We start from the raw sequence: 25,308 nt of genomic DNA on the forward strand, positions 1-25,308 counted from the left end.
GCCGGGCCCTATTTCTATTGGCGCTGACGGCCTTGCTCGGGGCCTGTACCTCACCGGCAACACTGTTCGAAGACGGGCACTCGCGCGCGCTTAGACTGGCCGGCAATGCCGGTTTCGACACAGTACGGGTGCCCGCGGGTGCATTTACCTTGTACAGCGCCTTCAAGGGGAGCCGCGGCGGCAGCGATCGCCTGGTGGTCTATATCGAGGGCGACGGCCAGGCCTGGACTAACCGCTTCACTCTGTCACCCGACCCGACACCCTGGAATCCGACTGGGCTGCAACTGGCGATCCGCGACGCGCGGCCCCTGGTGGTCTATCTCGCTCGGCCTTGCCAATACGCCGCACGCCAGGATCCGGCACTATGCCATCCGCGCTACTGGGCGTCACGGCGATTCGCGCCAGAGGTGATCGAGGCAACCAGTGCCGCAGTGGAGCATTATCGGACATTGCTCGGCGCCAGCGAAGTCGAACTGATCGGCTATTCCGGCGGTGGCGCCATTGCCGCCCTGGTTGCCGCAACACGCAACGATGTCGTGGCCCTGACCACGGTGGTCGCCCCACTCGATCACATGGTCTGGACATCGCACCACGACATCTCTGCCATGCCCGGTTCACGGAACCCTGCCGACGTAGTGGCCGCTTTGGCCGACACACCGCAAATCCACTTGGTCGGTGGCGACGACGACATCGTGCCGGCACTCGTCGCTCGCGCCTATCTTTCGCGCCTGCCAAACAACAGCCCGGCCCGTCTGGTCGTGGTCCACGGCTTCGATCACACATGCTGCTGGCAGCGTGACTGGAAGCAGCTGCAGACCCGCTATCGCCTGCCGTAATAGTTCCGTTGCCGACACGGCGCGAGGCGGCTTGGGCAGCGTTGGCCACGGCTCTGACGGCCGCCTATAGCGGTGCCTTCACGCCTAGGCGTTGGCTGTCGGAGCAATGAACGCCGCCCGCCTTGAAGATGTTGCCACCGACACTTGCGCTGCTTCTGTTCGCCATCGTGATCATCCGCGCAACGCCACACCTTCGCATTTCTGCAGGCACCACCAGCGCCTAGCTCGTGGCCGCGGCGACTTTGGCGCTGGCAGGGCTGCTATTCGCCGACCCGGCGTTCCCTGCCAAGCGGGTGCATGTCTTCCAGTACGCCCTGCTAGCCCTGGTGGTGCGCCGCGGGCTCGCCAGCCGCCTTGATGGCGTGCCGCTGATGGCAATGTCGGCGTTGGTCGCGGCTCTGCTTGGGGTGCATGATGAACTTATCCAGGGTCTCAGGCCCGAGCGTTATTTCAGCCTCACCGACATTCTGGTCAATACTGTATCGGCCTCCGCCGGCGGCTGCCTGGGCACAGCCCTCTGGGGCCCGGGCAACAGAGATGACCCGCCATCCCCTCGCGCCTGGCTGGCCGTCGGTTTGGCGCTGGCAGTCCTGCTTTCCGGCCTCACCTACGCGCCCGCCGCGGCATTACCAGTGTGGGCTTGGCTGCCAGCACCGCTCTGCCTTACCTCTTGGCTGCTGTCGGTGCCAGCAGGGCATCGTTGGCCTGGCGCCTTGCCGGTGTGGCTTGCCTGCGGCGCGCTTGTTGAGCCGGCCATTGCAAACCTGGCTGACCTGCCTTTCGCCTAGAGCACTTTATCTACCATATGCGGTTAAATGACCGCATATGGTAGATAAAGTGCTCTAACCGCCATGGTAGACGTATCGGACCGATACCGCCTGGCAATCGCGTATGGCAAAAGCGATAGCAGCCACCAAGAAGCTTATGCCGAGGGCGTCGATGCCGCCACGCCAAGCTGTGGCCAGAGTATCTACGGTAAACACACCACCGACAGCTTCGATGATGGAAGCGGGGATCGGACCTTCCGACACAACGAAGAGCAACCCTGCCAGAACGAAGGCGCCGATGGCCCCCGGCGACCGCCGCGCCGAGACCGCGATGCCGGCGAGCACGATGAGCTCGAGAGGTAGCAACCGGCTGAGCAGACCGTAGAGCTGCGGAGCCTCGATCCCGAAAATTAGCGGTGCCACGCCTGCGGCCCACAGGATGTGCAGTTGTGCCGCCTCGGCCAGCGTCAAGGCCGCAAGCACCGCCGCTGCCAGGCGCCAGAAGAGACCCGGCCTCCGATCGACTGGATGTGCCCTTACCATGAGGGCGGTAAGCGCAGCACCTACCACGAGCTTGAGTAGGCTCCAGGCCCAGGGGAGGTTGGCTACCAACCCGATATCGAGGTTCGCCGGAACCCCGCCCGGAGCCAGCGCCCGAACCTCGGGCAAGGTCGCTACTAGATGCGCGACGATGAAGACAATATCGATCGCCACGAGTGCCAGCAAGAAGAGCCGACTACGCAGCCGCGTTACATATATCGGCACCCGCGCCACCCGATAGAGCGGCAACACCTCAAGCTCACTCAGACCCGGCTGTTCGCTTGCCATGTATTCCTATGTTCCGTTCGCTGGCGTCGAGCGAATATGCTCGGCCAGGCTAGCGTCCACGGACATGCGCCGTTCCAGGCGGAGACTGAGGGCGCGGCGCATGCGCACAAAACCGGCGGTAGCCGTCTCTGCCTTGCCCATCATGACACTACCGGAAAATACCACAGCCCGATCGGGGAGTCCGCATTGCCGGCCAACAGAGCTGCCTTTGGGCACCTGTCCCGTCAGCCCGCCTACACGGCCGAGATTGCGCATTGCATGAACATCGATCTCACCGTCGACAATACGGCTGCCCGTCGCGACCTCAGCTGGGCGCCGCGGGGATTTTTAACCTGCGACGACCCTCTCACCCATCTCGTCGATGGCGGCGACCAGCGCCTTGCGTAGGGGAGGCGCCGTAGCGCTATGGCCTGCGTCTTCGATAAGACGCAGGTCGGCATTGCCCCAAGCTGCCGCCAGGCGGGCAGCGTTATGCGGCGGGCAAAGCAGGTCGTAGCGGCCTTGTACGATAATGCCGGGAATAGTGGCCAGCTTACCTGCGTGACGCACCAATTGGTCGGGCTCGAGAAAACAGCCACGGCTCACGTAATGCCATTCCACGTAAGGCGTGCGCGGTGGCGATTCCGCCTTGGCCGGACGTTCGTCCCAAAGGCTTGTAGGAAGGTTCGCAGCAGGTGGATTGATTCCTGACAGCGCCTGCTCAAAGCCGCCCCAGGCGCGCGCCGCCGGCACGTGGACGCGCGGGTCGGGGTCTTCCAGGCGCTTGCCATAGGCCGCCACCGGGTCATCGCGCTCGTCCTCCGGCAATAACTCGACAAAGTGCTGCCACAGCTCAGGGTGGAAAGTCGTCGCGGCGCCACCGAAAGCCCAGCGCACTTCTTGGGCGGTACCGAGGAAGACCGCGCGCAACACCAGCCCCAGCACGCGTTCCGGATAGCGCTCGGCATAGGCCAAGGCGAGCGTCGAGCCCCAGGAACCGCCCACCACCATCCAGCGGTCAATACCGAGCTCGCTGCGGATCTGCTCGATGTCGGCGACCAGGTGCCAGGTAGTGTTGTCCTCCAGACAAAGCCGCGGCGTGCTCAATCCGGCACCGCGCTGGTCGAACAGTACCGCGCGGAAGCGGTTGGGGTCGAACTGGCGCGCATGCTGACGCTGGCAGCCGCTGCCGGGGCCGCCATGCAGGAACAGCGACGGCGTGCCATCCTCGCGGCCATGCTGCTCTAGGTACAGCGTATGGGTGTCGTCGACGGCGATCTTGCGCCGATCGAACGGCCCAGCGTCCGCATAAAGGGGGTCGGCATCGGGTGTCATGGCAGAGCCTCTGCAGCGGGAATCGGGTCGGACTCGCTAAGTTGCAGGGCGGCAAGGCGCGCATAAAGCCCCCCTTCGGCCATGAGCCGCTCATGGCTGCCGATGCCGACGATCTGCCCCTGGTCGAGCACGACGATGCGGTCGACGCTTTGCACGGTCGCCAGGCGATGGGCGATCACTAGGGTGGTGCGGGCCTCCATCAAGCGCTCAAGTGCCACCTGCACCTGACGCTCGCTCTCGGAATCGAGTGCGCTGGTAGCCTCGTCTAGCAACAACACAGCCGGATCTCGCAGGATAGCGCGAGCGATGGCGATGCGCTGACGCTCGCCGCCCGAGAGGCGTACGCCACGCTCACCCAGGAAGGTCGAAAAACCTTCCGGCAGGGCGTCGAGGAAGTCTTCTGCCGCGGCGGCGCGGGCGGCCGCACGCACCTCTTCGTCTGAGGCCTCGGACCGGCCATAGCGAATATTGTCCCAGGCATCACCCGAGAAGATCACTGGTTCCTGAGCAACCAACGCGAAGCGCTCGCGCAGAGCCCGCGGATCAGTGCGTTCCACGTCGACGCCGTCGAGGGTGACGCTCCCGGCAAGGGGGTCGTAGAAGCGCAGCAGCAACTGGAAAACCGTGGTCTTGCCTGCGCCGGAGGGGCCAACGAGAGCCACCCTCTCTCCCGGGGCGACGGTGAGATTGATGCCACTCAGCGAGGCGCTATCCGGGCGGCTCGGGTAATGGAATGTGACATCTTTGAAGGCGAGCGCCCCCTCGGCCGGTGCTGGCAAAGGCTCGGGATCGGTGGGCACGGCCACGTCAGGCTCAACCGCCAATAGCTCTAGCAGGCGCTCCGTGGCACCGGCCGCGCGTTGCAGGTCGCCATAAACCTCGCTGACGGCGCCGACGGCGCCGGCCACGACCACAGCGAAAAAAACGAACTGCGACAACTCGCCACCGCTCAGGCCACCCAAGATCACCTCGCGCCCGCCAACCCAAAACACCACGGCAACGGCGCCGAAGACGCTCGTCATGACCAACGCCGTAAGCAAGGCACGAGCGTGGACACGATCGATGGCAACGCCAAACGCCGCTTCAACGCGATCGGCGAAACGGCGGCGCTCATGGCCCTCATGGGTATAGGCCTGAACGGTACGGATGGCATTGAACGACTCCTCGACCTGGGCGCCAACATCGGCGATACGGTCCTGGGCAGCCCGCGAGAGCCGGCGCACGCGGCGGCCGAAGATGATGATCGGCAGAACCACCAGGGGCACTAGCACGAAGACCAAAGCGGTCAGCCAGACGCTGGTGACGAACAGCATCACCGTGCCGCCGATAAGCAGCAGCAAGTTGCGGAGCGCCACCGAGGCACTGGAGCCAATCACAACCTGCAAAAGCGTTGTGTCCGTGGTCAGGCGTGACAGCACCTCCCCCGTGCGCGTGGTTTCGAAGAAGCCCGGCGAGAGGCCGATGACACGGTCGTAGACATCCCGGCGAATGTCGGCAACGACGCGCTCGCCGATCCACGAGACCAGCATAAAGCGGCCATAGGTAGCCGCCGCCATGACCAGCACGATGATGACCAGACCCGCCAGGACGCGGTCGAGCACAGCCGTGTTGCCATCGCCAAAGCCGTTGTCGATGAGATAGCGCAAGCCGACACCGAGCGAGAGCACACTGCCGGCGGCGATAGTCAGGGCTAGAGTGGCGCCGGCGATCTGCCGCAGATAGGGGCGAAGATAGCCGCCGAGGTGGTGCAGGTGGCCGAGTCGGCTGCGCGGGCGGGCGCTGGATCGGGCTTCGCCGATATTCATGCGGCCTCAGGCAAACCTGAGCGAGCAGCCGGCCGCTGCCGACAATTCGTTTTCCAGCAGCGCATACAGATCACGACCGCGGCGGCGGTCAGTCCAGGCTTTAGCGACCTTGTCGTAAACATAATGACCTGCGCCACTCTTCGGTGAGGACAGCCAAAGCTCGCGATTGATGGTATGACGGTTGAGCACATACTGGCTATCGTCTTCGAGTGTGATGGTCAGCACCTCGTCGATCAACTCCGCCTCGAGCACATCGCCCGCCACCTCGTCGATGCGGTCCATCAAAGCCTCCAAGGTCGCACCCGCCAGGGCATGAAACTCGCTTTCGTCCATAATCTCGCCTTTCCTCACCCCTAGCGGCGGATATAGAGCACCGGCGGCTCTTGTGGAAGCGCTTGGCTTCCGCTATACAGCCCGCCGCGTCAGCAGTGGAGCCGCAAAATGAAAGCCGATATTCATCCCGACTATCATGAGATCACCGTGGTGATGACAGACGGGACCGAATTCAAGACCCGCAGCACCTGGGGCAAGGAAGGCGACGTGCTCAAGCTCGACGTCGACCCCAAGAGCCACCCGGCCTGGACCGGCGGCGCCCAGCGCATTGTTGACACCGAAGGTCAGGTCGCGCGTTTTAACAAGCGTTTTGGCGCCTTCGGGCTCAGCGAAAAGAGCTGAACCGCGCGCCACCCTAACCGCGCCGACGCGCACGCTGCGCTTCGGGTGCTCACGAAGCACCAGCACGCCGTCACGGCACAGATCCAGGCTCTCAATGCCGTAGCCACAGGCCTAACCTACACAGTGCGGGCTGTTTTTTTTATTGGTCTTTTGCTAAACGCTTTTGCCCAAGAAATATGAGGGAAATGGTGCCGCCTGTAGGATTCGAACCTACGACCCCCGCATTCTTACCACTACAGTTTTCACGGCCATCCGCCACCGTTGCAGATGTTTGTGGTCTGGACTTTCTCTTCACCATAGCCACAGAGTGACCGTAGGTGGGTCGTGTAAAGTCTCTACACTCGTCCAATGATGGACTAGCACGGGATTGCCATCAGCTTGACCCGTTAAGGTTTCCCCGTTTTAGCGACCTTTTCACCGCATCGTTTCCGATGCGGGACGCACAGCAGAATTGTGACTGCACGAATGCGATGCTCTACCAACTGAGCTAAGGCGGCACTGGTCTCCTCATAATTTCGAATCCGTGTCAACGCAAGGTGGATTTTCGGATAGTGTCAAAACGCAGTGGAATTTTCATCAAAACCGTTTGCCAAAAATTTAAACTCACCGAATTGACAAAACATGTGCTTTAACAAAAGGATACTTGGCTACCACATTTTGTAAAATGGATACGATGCTCTGCCAACTGATCTAAGGCGGCGGGGCGGGGAACATACGCCTCGGCCAGGGTGGGTTTAAGGGTTGCACCCGGCGTTCCTGAGCAGAGCGGCGAGGGTGATAGAGCCGAGGGTGGCCGCGCTGGCAGCATCGATTTCCTCGCCGACCTCGGCAAGCGCGGTGGCGAAAGGGCTTGTGGTGGCCGGGTCGGCAGCGAGTGCCGGCACCTCGTCGACATCCTCGAATAGCGCAATAACGTCGAGCAGGGTGGTGCGCCGCGGATTACCCGCAAAGCGGTAGCCGCCGCCGGGGCCAAGCACGGAGGTCGCGAGGCCGGCGCGCACCAGGGTGCGCATGACTTTAGCGAGATGGTGCGAGGAAATGCCGTAGGCCTCGGCGATCTCGCCGGCCGAAACCTGGCGTGCCGGATTGGCCGCCATCTCCAGCGCGGCGTAGAGCCCCGCCAGGCTGGCCTTACCAAGTCTCACGCGTCGAGCCGCTTTTCGAGCTCGACGTAAGGCCCGGCCGTCAGCCCCTCGCCGCGGAAGAAGGAGAGGTTCACCATGTCCCGGCGCGAGACCATAGTGCGCACGACCGCCACTCCGGCCCCCGCGAAGCGATCGCACAAAGCTGCCAGCAGGGTGCGGCCGACACCGCACTCGCGCCGACCGTCGGCCACTTGGATGGCAAAGACCCAGCCAGCCGTGGGCGAGCCAAACTCCCATGCGCGCACCTCGCCGACCACGAAACCGATCACGGCACCCGCCGACTCCGCCACTAGGAAACTGCGGTCGTTGGCAGCTGCACCGTCGAACATCGCCTGCCAGTATTCGGCCTTGGCAAGCCCGGTATTGGCGCTGTCGATAGTGCTGATAGCCGCCAGGTCTGCAGCCGCTGCCTCGCGCACGGAAATTTTTCTCATATCGTTCTGCATTCCCGCTTTGTGATCCAGCAAAGCAAACTATGCCCCGTGACGCCCGGAACGCAAGCCGCCCGCTCAGCCGGAACCTGCGCTTCGTCTCCGCCATGCAGTCTCCGCACCAGCAGCGGTAAGATCGAGCATTGCTTTTTGCCCCTCGAAGATGCAGCAATCTATGGCATCCTCGGTATCGCCTTCGAGCCCGAAGGCGATACTGGCAAATCTTACGTTCCCGTCGTCTGAGCGCCGTGGCGAATTGGTCCGAGCGGTAACGCCGTGCCCGCTTACGCCCCGGACTAGTCGTGCCTGACTTTAGCGACACCCCAGGTAAAGGCAACGAGCCCGATGGCGGCGACAATTGTCGTGCCCAGCGCCAGGGCTGATTGGTCGTGGTGGGGGATGCGGCTGGCGATGAGGATGACAAGGGCGGAGGCCAGCATTTGGCAGAATCCTAGAAACGCCGAGGCTGCGCCGGCGTGCTCGGGCCAGGGCACGATGGCGCCGGCAACACCGTTTGGCATGACCAGGCCGAAGCCGATCATGTAGACGGTCATCGGCAGGATTACTGCTATGGGACGATCCGCGCCGGCCGCCCACGCAAGCAACATGGCGAGCGCCGCAACGAGACAGGTCACGATCCCCACGCATGACAGGGCGTGCGAGCTGTAGCGCCCGGCAAGACGCGCGCTCAACAGATTGCCCAGCATGTAGCCCGCCGCCACTACAGCCAAGGCCACGCCGTAGGCGCTCGGGCTCAGTCCCATGGCGTCGATCAGCACGAAGGAGGATTCGGCAAGGAACAGCGCTAAGCCAGCGAAGGCGCCGCCAACACCGGCCACGAAGCTGACATAGGTGCGGCTCGCCAAGAGGCGCCCATAGCCGAGAGCGAGATGGCCAGGGGTCAGGGGCTGGATACTTGGCTGTCGGTTGGTTTCGGCAAGTGTCGCCCAGGTCACGGCTAGCAGAAGGGCCCCAAGTCCCGACAAAACCACGAAACCAGCGCGCCAGCCGAAGGCTTCTTCCAGAACTCCGCCGGCAACCGGCGCCAGCACCGGCACCAAGGCCATGGCGGCGCCGATCAAGCTGAGCGCACGCACCGCCGCGGCACCATCGAAGAGATCGCGCACGATGGCCCGGGCCAGCACCGGCGCCCCACACGCGCCCAGGGCCTGGGCCACACGCAGTGCGATCAAAGCGCCGATGGAGCCGGCCAGGGTACAGGCGGCGCTGGTAACAACGAAAATAGTCAACCCGCCGAGCAGCACTGGGCGGCGGCCGTAGCGGTCGGAGAGCGGGCCGTAGACAAGTTGCGCTAGGCCATAGGTCGCCAAGAACAGGATCAGCGTCAGCTGCACCTTGTCCGGCGTTGTCACGAAGGCCCGCGCCATGCCCGGCAGAGAGGGCAGATAGAGATCTGTGGTTAGTGGCCCGACGCTGACCAGCGCAGTCAGCAGGACGAGTGTGCCGCGACGGGTCAAAAGTGCGCGACAACCTTGCCGAGTTCTTCGATCTCAACCTCGACCACCGCGCCCAGCTCGATCCACTGGGTCTGCACCAAGCTACCGAGCAGGACGAACTCGCCGGCTCTGAGCGGCAGGCCGGCCTCGGCGCGGCGGTTGGCGAGCCAAGTGAGCGCGGCGAAAGGATGGCCGAGGATATCGCTGCCGACGCCCTTACCAACCTCCGTGCCGTCGACCGTCATGCGACCAGACAACGCCGCCAAGTCAAGGCCACGCCAGTCGGAGACAGGACGGCCGAGCACGCAGCCAGCGGCGAAAAAATCGTCAGCGATCAGGGTCGGCGTATTAATGCTGCGGTAATCGATGAAGCGGTCGTTGACCACCTCGATCGCCGCCATCACCGTGCGCACAGCATCACCGACGCTGTCGCGGTCGTAGACCTGCCCACCTGGTAGGTCGGCGGCGATGCTGACCGCGATTTCGCATTCGACGCCGAGATGCTGGTAGTCGCCATGCGCGAAGCTGCCGTCGCCTTGATGCGCCAGGCCATCAAAAACGGCACCGGAGCAGGGAGTATTGATACCGAGATAGCCCTGCATAACTTCGGTTGTGCAGCCGATCTTGTGGCCAGCAACATGACCCTGCCCGGCATTGCTCAAAATCGCGTGCAGGCGCTCCTGCACCGCATAGGCTTCGGCCTCGTCGACAGGCCGGGAGGTCTGCGGCAGCGCGCCGAGGCGCGCGCCTTCCAGCCTCCCACGGGCCAGGCGCTGCGCGGCCGCATCGATTGCCGAAGCGCTCATCATGCCAGAAGCTCTCCTTTCCAAACCGTAGTGGCGTGCCCGGCGATGGCTACCCTATCGCCGCGGGCGCCGACGCGCAGAAGGCCGCCGCGAGCCGACAACTGCGCCGCCAGCATATCATCGCGACCAAGGCGCGCGGCCCAGAACGGCGTCAACGCGCAATGGGCCGATCCGGTCACCGGATCCTCATCGATACCGGCACGCGGGGCGAAGAAACGCGAGACAAAATCGACCTCCCCGTTTGCAGTATGAGCAGTGACGATGATGCCGCGGCAGTCGACCTGGGCGAGACGGGCGAAATCGGGCGCCAACCCGCGCAGCACGCCTTCGCCGTCAAGCTCGATGAGCCAGTCCATGCGGTTGCGCCCGCTCCAGCGCGGCAGGCTGTCGAGGCCGTCGGCAAGCGCCTCGGGTGCAGGCGCCTCCTCGGCCGGCTCGGCGGGAAAGTCGAGTGCGATCCAGTCACCATCACGCATCGCCGTGAGGCGCCCGCTGGCGGTATCGAAACGCGCCTCGGCATCGGACGCAAGTGCCCCCGTTTGCCACAGCACATGAGCACTAGCCAGCGTTGCATGGCCGCACAAATCGACTTCATGCAAGGGTGTGAACCAGCGCAGCCCGAAGACATCTTCGCCGGGCACGACAAAGGCCGTCTCCGAGAGGTTCATCTCGGCCGCCACACTTTGCATCCAGGCAGGTTCTGCAGGTGCGTCGAGCACGCAGACCGCCGCTGGATTGCCGGCGAATGCTGCCTCCGCGAACGCATCCACCACCTGAATAGGCCTTGTCATCGCTGCGACGTGCCTCCCGGATTCCAGCGCGCCCGCGCTTGTAGCACAGCTTCCGCTACTTGTAGCAGAGACATCAGTCGAGGCGAAACCGCACTTTCGTGATGGTCCGACAGGCAAAGAGAGCGATGCAGGGAGGTGCCGAGATCGTCAGCGCACAAGGCCCACGCCCAATGCTTCGCTACCCCCCCGCAGGACCCGCCCGAGCCTGGCATGCGCAGGAGGACGCCCCCGGCTAACCTTCTGCCAGCCGCGACCACAGGAACGCGCGAGATTCCAGCATGCCTCCCTCGATCCGCGAGATACCGTGTTCGCGCTGATGACGCCACCGGCCTCTTAGGGTTTGACCCGCCCGCGGCAAGCGCCTAGCGTTTGCCAATGGCATTGCTGGGCAACGGATTGCTAGCCGTCTGGAACGACATTCCACCTGACGTCGAGACACGGTTCAACAGCTGGTATCGCGACGAGCATATGGCGGAGCGGGTTGCCCTGCCCGGCTTTCGGCGTGGCCGGCGCTATCATGCGCTCAACGGGGCGCCAGCCTATGGCGCGCTTTACGAATGCGATACACCCGAGGCCATGGCGTCGGAGGCCTATAGCGCGCAGCTCGACGACCCTACACCGCTGACATCCGAGATGTTGGCGCAGTTCAGCAATATGCACCGCACGGTCTGCCGCGTCGAAGCGAGCCGCGGGCGCGGCATGGGCGGAGTACTAGCGGTTTTGCGGCCGGGCGACGAAGCCGCGGCCACCCGCTTCGCCGGCGGCATATCTAGCCTGCTCGAATGCTCCGGCATCGTGGCAGCACATCTTTGTGTCGGCGTTCCCGCGCTGACCCATAACGATAGTGTCGAGACGCGCGTACGCGTCGGCGCCGACAAACTCGATGTCTGGCTGGCACTTATCGAAGGCAACGATGCTACAAGCCTGCGCGCGGCGCTCGGCAGCGCGCCGGCAGCGCTATACGAGTTGATCCACGTGATCCACATCGACGATCTGTGAACGTCACGTCCTTGCGGGTCTGGCGCCTGGCGCTGCCCAATATCCTCGCTAATCTGACCATCCCCCTGCTCGGGGCCGTCGATACCGCCGTGATCGGACATCTAGGGGCAGCCGAGATCGGTGCAGTGGCGATCGGCAGCACGGTGTTCTCGTTCCTCTATTGGGGCTTCGGCTTCCTGCGCATGAGCACCACCGGCGTCGTCGCGCAGGCTCATGGTGCAGGCGACGGCGAGGCCGTGGTCGCCACCTTCCTGCGCGGCAGTATCCTTGCGGTCACTTTCGGGCTAGCGCTAGTCGCCCTGCAATGGCCACTGATCCAGGGCGCGCTTGCCATCATCGCGCCAAGCGAGGCGGTGAGCGCGGAAGCCACGAGCTATCTTGGCATGCGTATCTGGGGAGCGCCGGCGGCACTGCTCAACATGGTCGTCCTCGGCTGGCTGATCGCGCGTCAGCGCATGGGCACGGCACTCTGGCTGCAGCTGTTGATCAACGGTAGCAACATCGTGCTCGATATGGCCCTTGCCCGCGGCCTGGAGATGAACGTGGCCGGCGTGGCGCTAGCAACTGTGATCGGGCAATGGCTCGGGGCCGGGGCTGGCATCGCCGTGATCCTGCGTCAGAGCCCCCGCCTGGCGCCCGCTTGGCCCTGGGCAAGCGTACTCGACAGAGTGCAGCTGGCAGAAATGCTGCGCCTCAATGTGGACATCCTCGTGCGCACCCTGCTAGTCATCACCAGCTTCTCGATGATGACCGTGCTCGGCGCGCGCTTTGGCGACGAAGTGCTAGCCGCCAACGGCATATTGCTGCTGTTACAGGGCTTCCTCTCCTATGGCCTCGACGGCTTTGCCCACGCGGCGGAAGCACTGGTGGGTGAGGCCGTAGGCGCTCGCGATAAGCGGGCCCTGAGCGCCGCGGTCAAGGGCACCACGATTGCGGCGGCAAGCGTTGCAGCGGGCTACATGATCGTCTTTTGGCTGGCCGGTAATACCTTGGTTGGGCTGGTGACCAGCGTGCCGGAGGTACGCGCAACCATCGCGCTTTATCTGCCTTGGACCGTCGCCTCCCCGCTGATCTCGGTCTGGTCCTATCAACTCGATGGCATCTTCATCGGCGCCACGCGAGGCCGTGCCATGCGCAATGCCATGATCGCTTCCGTCGCGTTCTACGTGGTAGCGCTACTACTGCTCGTACCAGCCTATGGCAATGGCGGATTGTGGACCGCTTTCCTGGTGCTGATGGCGGCGCGCGGCGTTACTTTGACAATCGCTTATCCACGGCTCGCGCGCACGATTTAAGCGTGTTAATAAGGGGTCCTATTTGCTACTTCACTCTGGAAAACTAGTATGAAAGTCGCGATTCCGAAGGAAATCCGCGAGAACGAAACTCGTGTGGCCGCCTCGCCAGCCATGGTGAAAAAGCTCGTCGAACTAGACCTTGAGGTGGTCGTACAAAGCGGTGCCGGTCTGGCCGCGTCCACCCCCGACGAGGCCTTCGTTGAGGCTGGGGCCGACATCGCTACCGATGCTGCCGCCACCTACGATGGCGCCGATCTCGTGCTTAAGGTGGCGCGGCCGATGACGGCTAACGAGGGCACGGACGAGATGGCGTTGCTGCCGAGCGGCGCGACGTTGGTAGGCCTGCTCGCGCCCTTGCAGCATCGCGACCAGGTGGCGGCCTATGCTGCGGGGGGCATCACCGCCTTCGCCATGGAGCTGATCCCGCGCATCAGCCGGGCCCAGAGCATGGATGCGCTGTCGTCCCAAAGCAATCTCGCGGGCTACAAGGCGGTGCTCGACGCGGCCAACGAGTTCGGCCGCATCTTCCCCATGATGATGACCGCCGCCGGCACAGTTGTCCCCGCCAAGGTGCTGGTGCTCGGCGCCGGCGTCGCCGGTTTGCAGGCAATCGCGACGGCCAAGCGCCTCGGCGCCGTGGTTTCCGCCTTCGACGTGCGGCCCGCGGTTAAGGAGCAAGTCGAGAGCCTCGGCGGCAAGTTTATCGAGGTCGCTGACGAGGATGCCGAAAGCGCCGAAAGCGCGGGCGGCTACGCCACGGAGATGAGCGAGGACTATCAGCGGCGCCAGAGCGAGCTGATACACGAGACCCTTAAGAGCCAGGATATTGCCATCTGCACCGCCCTGATCCCAGGGCGCACGGCACCGACCCTAATCACAGAGCTAATGGTTAGCGGCATGAAGCCAGGTTCGGTGATCGTCGATTTGGCGACCGAGACCGGCGGCAATTGTGAGCTCAGCGAACATGGCAAGGTGGTGGTCAAGAAGGACGTGAGCATTGTCGGCCACGCTAATGTGCCGGGCCGCGTGCCAGTCGATGCCAGCGCGCTTTATGCCCGCAACCTGCTCAATTTTCTCAGCCCCATGATCAATACCGAGTCCAAGAGCTTGGCAATCGATTGGGAGGACGAGGTAAACACCGGTGCCTGCCTCACCCGCGACGGCAAGGTGCTCCACCCGTTGTTGACAGGGGGAGTGAACTGAAAATGATCGATCCGTTCATCGTTGATTTCACTATTTTCGTACTTGCCGTATTCGTCGGCTATTACGTGGTCTGGAGCGTCACCCCGGCACTCCACACACCGCTTATGTCGGTAACCAACGCCATTTCTGGCATTATCGTGGTCGGCGCGCTGATCGCCGTCGGCACCCAGGTCGATACCATTGCGAAAGGCGTCGAGGAAGGTATGACATTCTCGCAGGTGATCGGCATCGTCGCGGTTGCCATCGCGTCTGTAAACATATTCGGTGGCTTCATCGTCACCCAGCGCATGCTAGCGATGTTCAAGAAGCGGCGCTGAGGGGCGGCCATGTCAGTAAATCTCTCTGCGCTCGCCTATCTTGCCGCCGCAGTCTGCTTCATTTTTGCCTTGAAAGGACTGTCCTCACCAACTTCGTCACGGCGCGGAAACCTGTTCGGCATGGCCGGCATGGCCATCGCTATCGCAACCACGTTAGCCCAGCCTGGCATGAGTTCGTTTGGCTGGATTGTCACCGCCATGGCGGTCGGCGGCGCGGTCGGCGCAATCATCGCGTTAAAAATCGAGATGACGGCGATGCCACAGCTCGTTGCGGCCTTCCACAGCCTGGTCGGCCTAGCGGCAATATTCGTCGCGGCAGCCGCATTATATGCGCCCGAAGCATACAGTATTGCCGGCGCCGACGGCGTTATCAAGACCGCCAGCCGCATCGAGATGTCGCTCGGCGTGATTATCGGCGCCATCACCTTCACCGGCTCAATCATCGCCTTTGCCAAGCTGCAGGCACTGATGTCGGGTGCGCCGGTTACCTTTCCCATGCAGCACCTGGTAAACCTGTTCGTGGGCGTGGCAATCGTTGGACTGATGATAGGCTTCTGCCTCAATCAGAGCCCGGAGCTGTTTTGGGCCATGACGGCGCTAGCTCTGGCCATCGGTATCATGATCATCATCCCTATCGGTGGCGCAGACATGCCGGTAGTGATCTCTATGCTCAACTCCTATTCGGGCTGGGCCGCGGCTGGCATCGGCTTCACGCTGCAGAACACTGCACTGATTATCGTCGGGGCGCTGGTCGGTTCGTCCGGCGCAATTTTATCCTACATCATGTGCAAAGGTATGAATCGCTCCTTCATCAGCGTCATTCTCGGCGGTTTCGGGGCCGAGGACGGGGCGCAGGCTACAGGCCGCAGCGACAAGACCGTGAAGTCGGGCAGCGCTGACGATGCTGCCTTCATCATGACCAACGCGGAGACAGTCATCGTCGTGCCCGGCTACGGCATGGCGGTGGCGCAGGCCCAGCATGCCCTGCGCGAGATGGCGGATGAGCTGAAGAAGGCAGGCGTCACGGTAACCTATGCCATCCACCCCGTCGCCGGCCGCATGCCGGGACACATGAACGTGCTCTTGGCCGAAGCAAATGTACCCTACGAGGAAGTTTTCGAGCTCGAGGAGATCAACTCCGACTTCCCAACAGCCGACGTCGCCTTCGTTATCGGCGCCAACGACGTCACCAACCCGGCCGCGCATAACGATCCGCAAAGCCCAATCGCCGGCATGCCCATCCTCGATGTTGAGAAGGCGAAGACGGTACTATTCGTCAAGCGCTCGCTGTCGCCGGGCTATGCCGGCATCGACAACGAGGTGTTCTACCAGGACGACACCATGATGCTGTTCGGCGACGCCAAGAAAATGGTTGAGGAGATCGTTAAGGCTTTATAATAGCACCTATCGTGATAGGTCACCGGGGCGCCCCGGCGCTCGCGCCCGAGAACACCCTGAGCGGCATTCGTGAGGCACAACGAGCGGGGCTTGACTGGGTCGAGCTCGATGTCATGCTGACCAGAGACAGGGTGCCGGTGATCTTCCACGACCACCGCCTGGAGCGGCTAACAGGAACAAATGGCTTCGTTTCACAAACGCTGTCGGACGATGTCGTCGGCCTGTCTGTATCGGGTTGTAAGTCGCCAGAGAACACGGTGCCTACGCTTGCCGATGCCTTAGCGTTGGTTGTCGAGCTATCTCTCAATCTGAGCCTTGAAATCAAGGTCAACAGGCTCGCCCACGGGCGGACGCCAGAGCGCTGGCAGGTAGCGACAGCCGAGACCGTCTGCGCCGTGCTGGGGACCTGGCGACCGACGAGCAAGCAGCGCATCATTCTTGGCAGCTTCCATGCCGCTTGCCTGCATGTAGCGCGCGAACGCCTGCCGCAATGCGACCGCGACTTCAAGGTCGGCCGCCACCGCCGCGGCTGGCGTCAGATAGTAGCCGAAACTACACCGCAGATCCTCTCCTTCGACCATCTCTATGATGGCCCACGGCGCATCGCTGACTATGCCGGGCGCGTGTCCACGGTCTGGGCCTACACGATCAACGACCCCATCGCCGCCCGCAAGCTGGCCGGGCGCGGCGTCAGCGGCATCTACACCGATAGGCCGGGACCGATATTGGCGGGCTTCGACCGGCCCTAAGCCTCCAGATCTATGATGTGAGATCTGTAATAGGGCCGCTTCTATAGGCCATAACACAGCGTGACCAGCCACGATTCTGGCCATGTTTACACACTACACTCCAGAATGTGGTAGCGCCGTTCCTCAACGGGCGCTGTGCGCAAATAGTGGTCATAAGGGTGGCCAGAGTAGGTGGTCTTGAGCTTTATCTGCCGCTGCTCGACGTCCTGCAAGTCGCAGGTGCCCTTGGCACTCGCAATCGATGCTGTGGCACCAGACCTCAACGAGACCGACCACTTGGCATTGCACCAGCGTGCAATCGACGAGGGTGTTCACGTTGTGGCTCGGTATGTCTGTATTCTGCACCAGTACGAAATCTGGAGTGGTCCCTCCCGAGGTGTGGACGGGATTAGGCGCCAATGCGGCGGCGGTATAGCACACAGACAAAGAAGAGAAGCCCTGCAGGCATCGCAGCCTGCATATCCTCCCCTGTCCTTAATGGTCTATCCACTCGCTATCACCTCGTGCTCCTCGCCGACCCAGATAGCCGAGTTGGCAAGATCGATAAAGCGACATTCATCCTCGTAGAGGGCCTTACCTGCGGCACGAGCCTCCGGGCTTTCATGCAGCGTAGCGACGGCCTCGCGACTTTCATACCAGAGCTCGGCGATGCCGTCATAGGCTTGCTCGCAGCCGCGCGAGGCGGTCAGCCCCTCGGTCAGTGCACCATGGTCGGTGTGGAGTTGGACGTAGCGCAGAATGCCGAGCGCCTTCTGGTTCTGGCGCACCAGCGGCGCATGATCCTCGCGCCAGGTGCGCTGGAATTCCTCGACGCTAAGATGGGGCAGACGCCGCAGACAAAAAGCAAGCTTGATCATGCGGCGATATCCCTTTTTAGCTTCTCCAGATACGGCGCGACGTCGGGCGCAAAGGCCTTGTGTGTGGCGAGACGACGGTAATGTGCCATGGCGCTCGGATAAGTATTATCCTCACCTACGATGGGGGCAAGGTCTTGTGCTGCAAGCTTACGGTGCAATGCTTTCTCTCGCGAGAACAGTGTTAGCTCACAAACAAAATAGATATCTGCCAGCGTGATACCGTCGCCGACCAGATAATCATGCCGTGCAGCGCCCGCTCGATGCCGCTCATCCAGGTGTCCCAGACAGCGGCGGCGCGGACATGGATCTCCAACGTCACACTATCGGCGTTCATGGCTAGCAAATAGATCTGGCTGTCACGCGCAAAGACCAAGCTGGCATCGAGAAAGCTGTCGATACGCGAGGCCTGGTAGGCGTCGTCCCCATAGAGCGGATAGCGCGCGGTGCCAAGGCGCGCGACCGTACGCATGATGCTGTTGGATTCGAAAATACCGGTCTCGCCGTCGGGGCTGAAAGCGGCGGGCACGGTACCGAAGGGATGGGCTTTGAGAAAAGTGTCGGTCTTGTAGAGCACGCCGTCGAAGCCGGTGCGGCTTTGCCGTGCTAAAGGGCCGTCTGGGTCGCCCTCGCCGTCTCGAAGCGGACGGGCGTCGAAATCCCACAGCCAATCGCGTAAGGCCCGCGGCTTGTCGCCACGCACCTCGATCTCCAAACCACTGAGCCGCGCCGCGATCGCCGCCTTCCAGAGCCGCGGATTGGGCAGGTAGATGAAGACGCGCAAAGCACTCATTTTGGGGCTCTCTCGCGCGGTGGGCTGTGCTGGAGAACGCCCGTCTCGTGCAGGCGGGCGATCTCGTCTTCCGCATAGCCGAGCTCGCTCAGGAGCTCGTCATTGCTGGCGCCGAGAAAAGGTGCCATGGCCCGCACCTGCGCCGGCGTGGTCTCGAAGCGTGCGGCGGGACGCGGTTGGCGCACCTGGCCGAGCACGGCGTCCTCATGGATCTCGATAATCGCGTTGCGCTGTACCTGCTCGTTGTCTAGCAGCGCTTCACGGCTGAGGATCGGCGCACACGGCACTTGCTCAGCAACGAAGCGGGCGAGGATCTCTTTCATCTGCCACTTAGCAATTTCCTCGCTCATGATACGCCGACGATCGGTGATGTTGGCAAAGCGCGCGGCGGGGCTGATGAAGCGCTCATCCTCAATCAACTCCTCGCGCTTTATGGCGCGGCACATGCCGGCCCATTCGCGGTCCGTCACGGCCCCAGCGGTAACGTAGCCGTCCAGTGTCTTGAAGACCAAGTCGAGACCCATCTGACTGCGCTTCGGATCACCCTCGTTACCGACGAAGTTAAGCGCTGACATGGCCTCTGGCCAGAGATAGGCAACCATAGTGTCGAGCATGGCGAGGCGCACATGCTGGCCGCCGCCGCCACGCTCGCGCGCCAGCAACGCCGCGGTAATCGCCTGAGCCGCGGTCACCGACGTGGTCTTGTCGGGGATGATGGTGCGCACCATACGTGGCTCGCCAGTGCCATGGTCGGCCTGGATCTCGGCCAGTCCCGAAAGCGCCTGAATGACCGGATCGTACACGCGCTGCTGAGCATAGGGTCCGTCCTCACCAAAGCCCGAGATCGAGACGTAGATGATGTCCGGGCGTATCTCGCGCACCACATCTTCGCCGAGGCCCATGCGCTGGATGGCACCCGGCCGAAAGTTCTGCACCAACACGTCGGCGGTGGCGACGAGCTTCTTGAGTACAGCAAGACCATCTTCGGTTTTGACGTCGACAGAGAGCGAGCGCTTGGAGCGGTTGCACGACAGGAACGACGAGGTCATGCCGCGGTTGTCGATGCCGACGCGGCGCATCAGCTCGCCTGCTGGCGGCTCGATCTTGATCACGTCGGCGCCCTGGTCGGCCAGCATCATGGTCGCGATTGGCCCTGAGACCATGGTCGTCAGGTCAAGCACGCGAAAGCCGTGCAGCGGGCCCGTTAATTCTTTTTTATCAGCCATTCTCTCGCATCTTTACTTCGCTTTCTCGCCAACGATACGCCCGTCCTCTATCACAAAATCAGGGAAGTTCTGCGCCAGCGCCTGGCGAAACGCGGGGCGCTCGGCAACGCGCTCGCGATAGGCGAGATAAGGCCCTGGTACCTTTGCGCCATAGAGAATCGCCCAGTCAACGCAGGTCATCAAGACCACGTCGGCGACGGACAAACCCGCGCCAAGCACATAGGGTGCGGCGACAGCGATGCGCGGCGCCATGGCGGAAAGCTGCTTTTCGCAATATTCGAGCGCCGAGGCGACGGCCACGGGCGCCTCGCCATAGATGTGCGAAAGGTATTGGTGGCGGCGCACGAGATAGAGCGAATGGGCGTCAAGCTCCATGGCAGCGAAGGAACACCATTCGTTGAGTTTCGCCCGGCCCGCGGCATCGTCCGGAACAAGGAACCCGGCCGGCACTGGAAAAGCCTCGCTGATATATTGGGCGATGGCGACGCTTTCGCTCAGGACCAGATCACCGTGCCGAAAGGTTGGAATTTTCTGTTTTGGATTCAATGCTTTATAGGCATTTGTCAGAGTTTCGCCCGTCCGCGAGCCGATAGCGTGGTGGGTGAACGGCAGGCCAAATTCCAACAACGTCCAGACCACCCGCATGCTACGCGTGGTGCCCGCCCCCCAGACATCTACCTTTTTCGTCATTCCATCTCCCCAACCGACAGCGCCAGCGGATAAACGAGTGGTACGTGCGGATCGCCAGTGCGCCCGCACGCGCTCCAGGTCTTAAAGCTAAAGCACCCCACATCGGTTTTAGCCGTCGCTACATCGCGGGTCGGCTCGACAATCGTATCGTCGGGCCGCCAGGGCATCATCTGGTCCATGCTCCCCCTCCTTCGTTCGCGGCGCACTATGCCATAAGAGTGCTCACTCGTCGAAGTAGCCCAGCCGCATGCGGTTGAAATAGGGCACCAATGGAAAGCAGGCCCGCTCGCTCGGTCAGCACTGACCGAAGCTCACACCCTCGCACTCGCACCAGATGCCGTGGACGCACCGTCAGCGGCAGGGTCGACGATGATATGAAGGTCGCCGTTTCTATGCTCAATGTCGGTCATTGCCGTTTCACCAGGCTCTCTTTAGCCGAAAGCACCCACGCACGGAGCAACTTGAATCAGTGATCGCGGGCCGCACATACCGAGCTCTACAAAACCACTTCGATCAGATACGGCTTATCGCTGGCCAAGCCCCGCGCTAGGGCGCCGCTCAGAGTCTCGGCATCGTCGACGCGTTCCGCCTCGACACCCATGCCGACGGCGAGCTGGGTCCAGCCTAGATCGGGGCGGTCCAGTGTCAGCATGTCGTTGGCCCGCGGCCCTGGGTGGTTGCCGGCGCCAACCTTGGCGAGTTCGCCCTTGAGGATGTTATAGGCGCGATTGGAGAAGATTAGCGTGGTCACGTCACAGCCCTCGCGAGCCTGGGTCCAGAGCGCCGGCAGGTTGTACATGGCGCAGCCGTCGCTTTCGAGGCAGACGACCTTACGGTCCGGGCAGGCGATCGCCGCGCCCGTCGCCATGGGTAGGCCGAGCCCGATGGCACCGCCACGGTTCTGCAGCCAGTCATGTGGCGGCGCGCCGGCGGTGGCGGGGAGAAAGTGCCGGCCCGTGGTAACGCTTTCGTCGACCACGATCGCCTGCTCGGGCAACAACGCGGCAATGGCTTGGGCGATGCTCTCGGGGCTGATGGCGCCCGTCGGTGTGTCCGGCCGGGCGGGCTCTTGCCGAGCTGCGGCGTCCGGCGTCACCTCGAGCGCTTCAGCCAGCATGTGCAAAGCACCCCGGCAGTCCTGCTCGGCGTCGGCCAGCGCGAACACCTCACAGCCCAGCGGTGTGACCAGGCTCGGCGTGTCAGGATAGGCAAAGAAGGCGGCCGGATGCCGCGCACCAACCATGATGATGCGCCGGTACGGAGCAAGCAGTTTTAGTGCCTGGTCGACAGGATAGGGGATACGGTCGATCGCAACGCGCCCGGCGCCCCGTTGCAGACGCTTGTTCATGCCCTCCGCAAGCAGGCCACAGCCGGTCGCGGCGGCAATATCGCCGGCCAAGTCCAAAGGCTCGGCAAACAGCGTATCGGCGCCAAGCAGCAAAAGCGCACCGGGCTCACGCAGCATCGCCGCAGCTTGCTCGATCGCGTCTTCCGCTACGGCCTCGGGCGCGACGATCTCAGGCAATGTGCCGACCACGCCACCGTCACCCCAGGCGGCGTCGGCCGGCAGGATCAGGGTCGCCACCTGGCCAGGCGCCGCCCGCGCCGCGGCGATCGCAGCCATGCCCTCTTCGCCGATTGTCGCCGCATCCGTCGCCGTACCGACCCAGGCGGAGACAGGCCGCGCGATGCCAGCAATGTCGGAAGTCAGCGGCGTGTTGTACTGGATGTGATAGGTGGCGTGCTCGCCAACAATATTGACCACCGGCGAGCGAGCCTTGCCAGCGTTGTGCAGGTTGGCCAGCGCGTTGCCAAGGCCGGGGCCGAGATGCAACAGCGTCGCCGCAGGCTTGCCAGCCATGCGAGCATAGCCATCAGCCGCACCCGCGACCACGCCTTCAGCCAATCCCAGCACGCAGCGCATCTCGGCGATGCGGTCGAGCGCCGCCACGAAATGCATTTCGGACGTGCCCGGATTGGTAAAGCACACCTCCACACCGCCGGCCAACAGCGTACGCACCAGCGCCTCGGCTCCGTTCATCACTTTCTCCTCGTCTCGCGACCCGCCGGCACCGTATCTTGGCGGAGAACGAAATCAAGCGGCGATGGGAGAGAGCATGAAGATCGCGGTTGTGGGAGCGGGAGCCATGGGCGGTTCCTATGGCGGGCTGCTGGCCAAGGCAGGCCATGAGGTGACGCTGATCGATATCTGGGAGGAGCATGTGGCTGCGATCAACGCCAAGGGCCTGCGCATCGATGGCGCCTTTGGCGAGCATGTCGTCGAGGTGCCGGCGCGCACCGCGCCCGAGGACAACCAGACCGCCGATATGGTCATCGTCTTCACTGATACCAACAACACGGAAGACGGCGCCAAGACCGCCGCCGGGCTACTCGGCAATGACGGCTTCGCGATCACCTTCCAGAACGGCATCGGCAATGTCGAGACCCTGCAGCGCGTGATCGGACCAGAGCGGGTGCTAGCAGGCTCCAGTATGTGCAGCGCGGCGCGCCACGGCCCAGGCCATGTCGATCTCACCCATCAGCGCTACACCTCGGTCGGTGAGATCGACGGCAGCAACAGCGAGCGGGCACTGGCCGTCGTCGCAGCGCTGGAGGGCGCTGGTTTCAATGCCAAGACGGTACCCGACGTGATGGCGACCATCTGGGAGAAGTTCGTGGTTAATTGCGGCTTCAACGCCATCGCCGCCACCACCGGTCTACGCTCCGGCGAGATCAGCCAGGTGCCCGAGACCGCAGCCTTTCAGCACAAAGTGCTGGACGAGGTAATGGCGGTAGTCAATGCCAAAGGGATCACGCTGCCCAACCCGCACATCGCCAAGCAGATTCTGGTGGGTGCTGGCAAGTCCTTCAACAAGCCCTCTATGCTGCAGCACGTCGAGGCGGGGCGCAAGACCGAGATCGACGCCATAAACGGCGCGCTGTTGAGCGAAGGCGAGGCATTGGGCGTGCCTACCCCTGCCAACGAGGCCCTGGTGGCCTTGCTCAAAGGGCGCGAGCTGGCCCAGATGCGCGCCGTCAACGAGCCCGATCTCGACTACAATGCCTGGCAGGCGCGCCTGGAGGCGGAAGCGAGCTAAAGCCATGGACGACGACCGCCCCGACCTCGACCTCGCCGCCATCCACACCACGCTTGAAGTCGAGCTGGCGGAGATCACCATAGCGAGCGAAGCGGCGGCGGGCGAGCGGAAACCAGTCACCCTCGACCAGCAGAGCGTCGGCCGACTTTCACGCATGGACGCGCTGCAGGTCCAGGCCATGGCCAACGCCGTCGAAGGCCGCCGCCAGGGCCGCGAAGCCCGCATTAAGGCCGCCCTCAAGCGGCTGGACGAGGGCGAATACGGCACCTGCATCACGTGCGGCGACGACATTCCTGCCGAGCGGCTCGAGTTGGACGCGACGACTGCGAGATGTGTGGGGTGTAGCGCGTAACGGTACAGGGCATTCGCGGCCCGCACTCATGGGTCGAAGCTACGGCCCTACAGAATCAGACCCGAACGATCTTGCCTGGGTTCATGATGTTATCGGGGTCTAGCGCCTGCTTGATGGCGCGCATCACAGCGACGGCTTCGCCGAGTTCGATGTTGAGGTAATCGATCTTCCCATAACCGATGCCGTGCTCACCGGTGCAAGTGCCATCCATAGCGAGTGCCCGCGTGACGAGGCGATCGTGCAGGGTGTTTGCCTCGTCGATCTGCGCTTGATTATCGGGCTCGATCATGTAGGCGACATGGAAGTTACCATCGCCAACATGCCCCGCGATGGGGGCCGGAAAGGAGGCGGTGGTGTTGTCAGCTTCGGTCTCGGCGATGCAGTCGGCAAGGCGCGAGATGGGCACACAGACATCGGTCGCTACGGGTTTGGTGCCGGGGCAGGCCGAGATCATGGCGTAGAGCGCGTCGTGGCGTGCTTGCCAGAGTTTGTTGCGCTCCTCCGTGCGGGTCTCCCAATGGAAGTCGCCGGCACCAAACTCGCTGGCGATGGCTTGGGCGCCCTCGGCCTGCTCCCGCGCTGAGGCTTCCGTGCCGTGAAATTCGTAGAACACCGTGTAGCCGACCGGAAAATCGGTCTTGGAGAAGGCATTAATAGCCTTCACCGAGAGCTCGTCGATGAGCTCGATGCGCGCCACGGGGATGCCCGATTGTATGGTCAGGATCACCGCATCCACCGCATCCTTGATGGTGGGGAAGCAGCAGACGGCCGCGCTCATCGCTTCCGGGATGCCATAGAGCCGCAGGCTCGCCTCGGTAATCACGCCGAGCGTACCTTCGGAGCCGACGAACAGCCGCGTCAGATCATAGCCCGCCGCCGACTTGCGGCTGCGCCGCGAGGTGCGGATCACGCGACCGTCGGCCAGCACCACGGTCAGCGCCAGTGTGTTCTCGCGCATGGTGCCGTAGCGCACCGCGTTGGTGCCGCTTGCCCGCGTCGCCGCCATGCCGCCCAGCGAGGCATCAGCACCGGGATCGACGGGAAAGAACAGGCCCGTGTCGCGCAGATGTCTGTTGAGGGTCTTGCGCGTCACGCCGGCCTCAACCGTGCAGTCGAGATCTTCGGTGTTGACCTTGAGGATAGCATCCATCTGGCTGACATCGAGCGAGACGCCACCCTGCAGCGCAGCCACGTGCCCTTCGAGCGAGGTGCCGGTACCGTAGGGGATGACCGGTACCTTGTACTTGGCACAGGCCTTAACAATCTCGCTGACCTCATCCGTCGAGCGCGCAAAGGCCACCGCGTCTGGGCTCACGGGCTTATGGAAGCTCTCGTCGCGCCCGTGCAACTCGCGCACGCCCGCCGAAGTGGTCAGGCGCTCACCGAGTTGCACCTTAAGCTCGTCGAGCAGCGGGCATTCGGGATCAAGACGGCTGGCGGTGGCAGGCTGGCTCATGATCTTTTCTCCCAAAGCTCCGC

General features: G+C 63.1%; 29 protein-coding genes. 11 read left to right on the forward strand and 18 right to left on the reverse strand.

Annotation, left to right across the window (positions count from 1 at the left end):
- Positions 1-17 precede the first annotated feature (17 nt).
- Both QF629_00510 and QF629_00515 read left to right on the forward strand, forming a co-directional pair.
- Entirely contained in the window at positions 18-836 is an 819-nt protein-coding gene (locus QF629_00510; protein MDP6012020.1) for an alpha/beta hydrolase, read from the forward strand.
- A gap of 227 nt (positions 837-1,063) precedes the next feature.
- Entirely contained in the window at positions 1,064-1,624 is a 561-nt protein-coding gene (locus QF629_00515) for a VanZ family protein (GenBank protein ID MDP6012021.1), read from the forward strand.
- Positions 1,625-1,678: 54 nt separating this feature from the next.
- Here the strand turns inward: QF629_00515 and QF629_00520 are convergent, their stop codons facing one another.
- From QF629_00520 to cyaY, 5 genes are all read right to left on the reverse strand, one after another.
- On the reverse strand, positions 1,679-2,431 hold the full coding sequence (locus tag QF629_00520) for a hypothetical protein (GenBank protein ID MDP6012022.1): 753 nt from the start codon (positions 2,429-2,431) through the stop codon (positions 1,679-1,681).
- Between the two features lie 6 nt (positions 2,432-2,437).
- Positions 2,438-2,686 (reverse strand): hypothetical protein, encoded by a 249-nt coding sequence (locus tag QF629_00525; GenBank protein MDP6012023.1) that lies wholly within the window; start codon positions 2,684-2,686, stop codon positions 2,438-2,440.
- A 72-nt stretch (positions 2,687-2,758) separates the two neighbouring features.
- Complete coding sequence (gene pip / locus QF629_00530; protein ID MDP6012024.1) at positions 2,759-3,745, reverse strand: prolyl aminopeptidase; 987 nt, start codon at positions 3,743-3,745, stop codon at positions 2,759-2,761.
- A complete protein-coding gene (locus QF629_00535) occupies positions 3,742-5,550 on the reverse strand; it encodes an ABC transporter transmembrane domain-containing protein (protein ID MDP6012025.1) in 1,809 nt (602 codons plus the stop codon). The genes pip and QF629_00535 overlap by 4 nt, the downstream gene beginning before the upstream one ends.
- 6 nt (positions 5,551-5,556) lie before the next feature.
- A complete protein-coding gene (gene cyaY / locus QF629_00540) occupies positions 5,557-5,883 on the reverse strand; it encodes an iron donor protein CyaY (protein MDP6012026.1) in 327 nt (108 codons plus the stop codon).
- A gap of 108 nt (positions 5,884-5,991) precedes the next feature.
- On the opposite strand from cyaY, the gene rpmE reads away from it, so the two are divergent.
- The gene (gene rpmE / locus QF629_00545) at positions 5,992-6,225 is read left to right on the forward strand and encodes a 50S ribosomal protein L31 (GenBank protein ID MDP6012027.1); all 234 of its coding nucleotides are present in this window, start codon (positions 5,992-5,994) and stop codon (positions 6,223-6,225) included.
- A 734-nt stretch (positions 6,226-6,959) separates the two neighbouring features.
- On the opposite strand, the gene QF629_00550 is transcribed toward rpmE, so the two are convergent.
- From QF629_00550 to QF629_00570, 5 genes are all read right to left on the reverse strand, one after another.
- Positions 6,960-7,370, reverse strand: coding sequence for an Rrf2 family transcriptional regulator (locus tag QF629_00550; protein MDP6012028.1), 411 nt, complete (start codon positions 7,368-7,370; stop codon positions 6,960-6,962).
- On the reverse strand, positions 7,367-7,804 hold the full coding sequence (locus tag QF629_00555) for a GNAT family N-acetyltransferase (protein ID MDP6012029.1): 438 nt from the start codon (positions 7,802-7,804) through the stop codon (positions 7,367-7,369). Before QF629_00555 ends, QF629_00550 begins: the two co-directional genes overlap by 4 nt.
- Positions 7,805-8,097: 293 nt before the next feature.
- On the reverse strand, positions 8,098-9,279 hold the full coding sequence (locus QF629_00560; GenBank protein MDP6012030.1) for a multidrug effflux MFS transporter: 1,182 nt from the start codon (positions 9,277-9,279) through the stop codon (positions 8,098-8,100).
- Positions 9,276-10,067: a fumarylacetoacetate hydrolase family protein gene (locus QF629_00565; protein ID MDP6012031.1), complete on the reverse strand. Its 792-nt coding sequence runs from the start codon at positions 10,065-10,067 to the stop codon at positions 9,276-9,278. Before QF629_00565 ends, QF629_00560 begins: the two co-directional genes overlap by 4 nt.
- On the reverse strand, positions 10,064-10,855 hold the full coding sequence (locus QF629_00570) for a PhzF family phenazine biosynthesis protein (GenBank protein ID MDP6012032.1): 792 nt from the start codon (positions 10,853-10,855) through the stop codon (positions 10,064-10,066). Before QF629_00570 ends, QF629_00565 begins: the two co-directional genes overlap by 4 nt.
- 375 nt (positions 10,856-11,230) lie before the next feature.
- Between QF629_00570 and QF629_00575 the strand changes: the two genes are divergently transcribed.
- The 6 genes from QF629_00575 to QF629_00600 are packed head-to-tail and all read left to right on the forward strand — an operon-like array spanning position 11,231 to position 16,816.
- Positions 11,231-11,854: a hypothetical protein gene (locus QF629_00575; GenBank protein ID MDP6012033.1), complete on the forward strand. Its 624-nt coding sequence runs from the start codon at positions 11,231-11,233 to the stop codon at positions 11,852-11,854.
- The gene (locus tag QF629_00580) at positions 11,851-13,149 is read left to right on the forward strand and encodes an MATE family efflux transporter (protein MDP6012034.1); all 1,299 of its coding nucleotides are present in this window, start codon (positions 11,851-11,853) and stop codon (positions 13,147-13,149) included. The genes QF629_00575 and QF629_00580 overlap by 4 nt, the downstream gene beginning before the upstream one ends.
- A 48-nt stretch (positions 13,150-13,197) precedes the next feature.
- Positions 13,198-14,352: a Re/Si-specific NAD(P)(+) transhydrogenase subunit alpha gene (locus tag QF629_00585; protein ID MDP6012035.1), complete on the forward strand. Its 1,155-nt coding sequence runs from the start codon at positions 13,198-13,200 to the stop codon at positions 14,350-14,352.
- Positions 14,353-14,354: 2 nt separating this feature from the next.
- Positions 14,355-14,669, forward strand: a complete 315-nt coding sequence (locus QF629_00590; protein ID MDP6012036.1) for a proton-translocating transhydrogenase family protein — start codon at positions 14,355-14,357, stop codon at positions 14,667-14,669.
- 9 nt (positions 14,670-14,678) lie between these two features.
- Positions 14,679-16,067, forward strand: coding sequence for an NAD(P)(+) transhydrogenase (Re/Si-specific) subunit beta (locus QF629_00595; protein ID MDP6012037.1), 1,389 nt, complete (start codon positions 14,679-14,681; stop codon positions 16,065-16,067).
- An 11-nt stretch (positions 16,068-16,078) separates the two neighbouring features.
- Complete coding sequence (locus tag QF629_00600; protein ID MDP6012038.1) at positions 16,079-16,816, forward strand: glycerophosphodiester phosphodiesterase family protein; 738 nt, start codon at positions 16,079-16,081, stop codon at positions 16,814-16,816.
- A 482-nt stretch (positions 16,817-17,298) separates the two neighbouring features.
- Here QF629_00600 and QF629_00605 read toward each other — a convergent pair whose 3' ends face one another.
- The 7 genes from QF629_00605 to QF629_00635 form a co-directional block, all read right to left on the reverse strand.
- Positions 17,299-17,673 carry an EthD domain-containing protein gene (locus tag QF629_00605; protein ID MDP6012039.1) on the reverse strand — a complete coding sequence of 125 codons (375 nt, stop codon included), beginning with the start codon at positions 17,671-17,673 and terminating at the stop codon, positions 17,299-17,301.
- Positions 17,670-17,885, reverse strand: a complete 216-nt coding sequence (locus QF629_00610) for a hypothetical protein (protein MDP6012040.1) — start codon at positions 17,883-17,885, stop codon at positions 17,670-17,672. Before QF629_00610 ends, QF629_00605 begins: the two co-directional genes overlap by 4 nt.
- Positions 17,855-18,463 carry a hypothetical protein gene (locus QF629_00615; protein MDP6012041.1) on the reverse strand — a complete coding sequence of 203 codons (609 nt, stop codon included), beginning with the start codon at positions 18,461-18,463 and terminating at the stop codon, positions 17,855-17,857. The genes QF629_00610 and QF629_00615 overlap by 31 nt, the downstream gene beginning before the upstream one ends.
- Positions 18,460-19,689 (reverse strand): CoA transferase, encoded by a 1,230-nt coding sequence (locus QF629_00620; protein MDP6012042.1) that lies wholly within the window; start codon positions 19,687-19,689, stop codon positions 18,460-18,462. The genes QF629_00615 and QF629_00620 overlap by 4 nt, the downstream gene beginning before the upstream one ends.
- 12 nt (positions 19,690-19,701) lie before the next feature.
- Entirely contained in the window at positions 19,702-20,379 is a 678-nt protein-coding gene (locus tag QF629_00625) for a glutathione S-transferase family protein (GenBank protein MDP6012043.1), read from the reverse strand.
- Positions 20,376-20,558 carry a hypothetical protein gene (locus QF629_00630; protein MDP6012044.1) on the reverse strand — a complete coding sequence of 61 codons (183 nt, stop codon included), beginning with the start codon at positions 20,556-20,558 and terminating at the stop codon, positions 20,376-20,378. The genes QF629_00625 and QF629_00630 overlap by 4 nt, the downstream gene beginning before the upstream one ends.
- Before the next feature lie 317 nt (positions 20,559-20,875).
- Positions 20,876-22,420, reverse strand: coding sequence for an acetolactate synthase large subunit (locus QF629_00635; protein MDP6012045.1), 1,545 nt, complete (start codon positions 22,418-22,420; stop codon positions 20,876-20,878).
- A gap of 76 nt (positions 22,421-22,496) precedes the next feature.
- Between QF629_00635 and QF629_00640 the strand changes: the two genes are divergently transcribed.
- Together QF629_00640 and QF629_00645 are read left to right on the forward strand one after the other, a co-directional pair.
- Positions 22,497-23,477 (forward strand): 2-dehydropantoate 2-reductase, encoded by a 981-nt coding sequence (locus tag QF629_00640; GenBank protein ID MDP6012046.1) that lies wholly within the window; start codon positions 22,497-22,499, stop codon positions 23,475-23,477.
- 4 nt (positions 23,478-23,481) lie between these two features.
- Positions 23,482-23,829, forward strand: a complete 348-nt coding sequence (locus tag QF629_00645) for a TraR/DksA C4-type zinc finger protein (GenBank protein ID MDP6012047.1) — start codon at positions 23,482-23,484, stop codon at positions 23,827-23,829.
- 55 nt (positions 23,830-23,884) lie between these two features.
- Here QF629_00645 and QF629_00650 read toward each other — a convergent pair whose 3' ends face one another.
- A complete protein-coding gene (locus tag QF629_00650) occupies positions 23,885-25,285 on the reverse strand; it encodes an FAD-linked oxidase C-terminal domain-containing protein (GenBank protein ID MDP6012048.1) in 1,401 nt (466 codons plus the stop codon).
- Positions 25,286-25,308 lie beyond the last annotated feature (23 nt).

It is taken from the genome of Alphaproteobacteria bacterium, from assembly GCA_030739735.1.
Lineage (GTDB): Bacteria > Pseudomonadota > Alphaproteobacteria > UBA7887 > UBA7887 > UBA7887.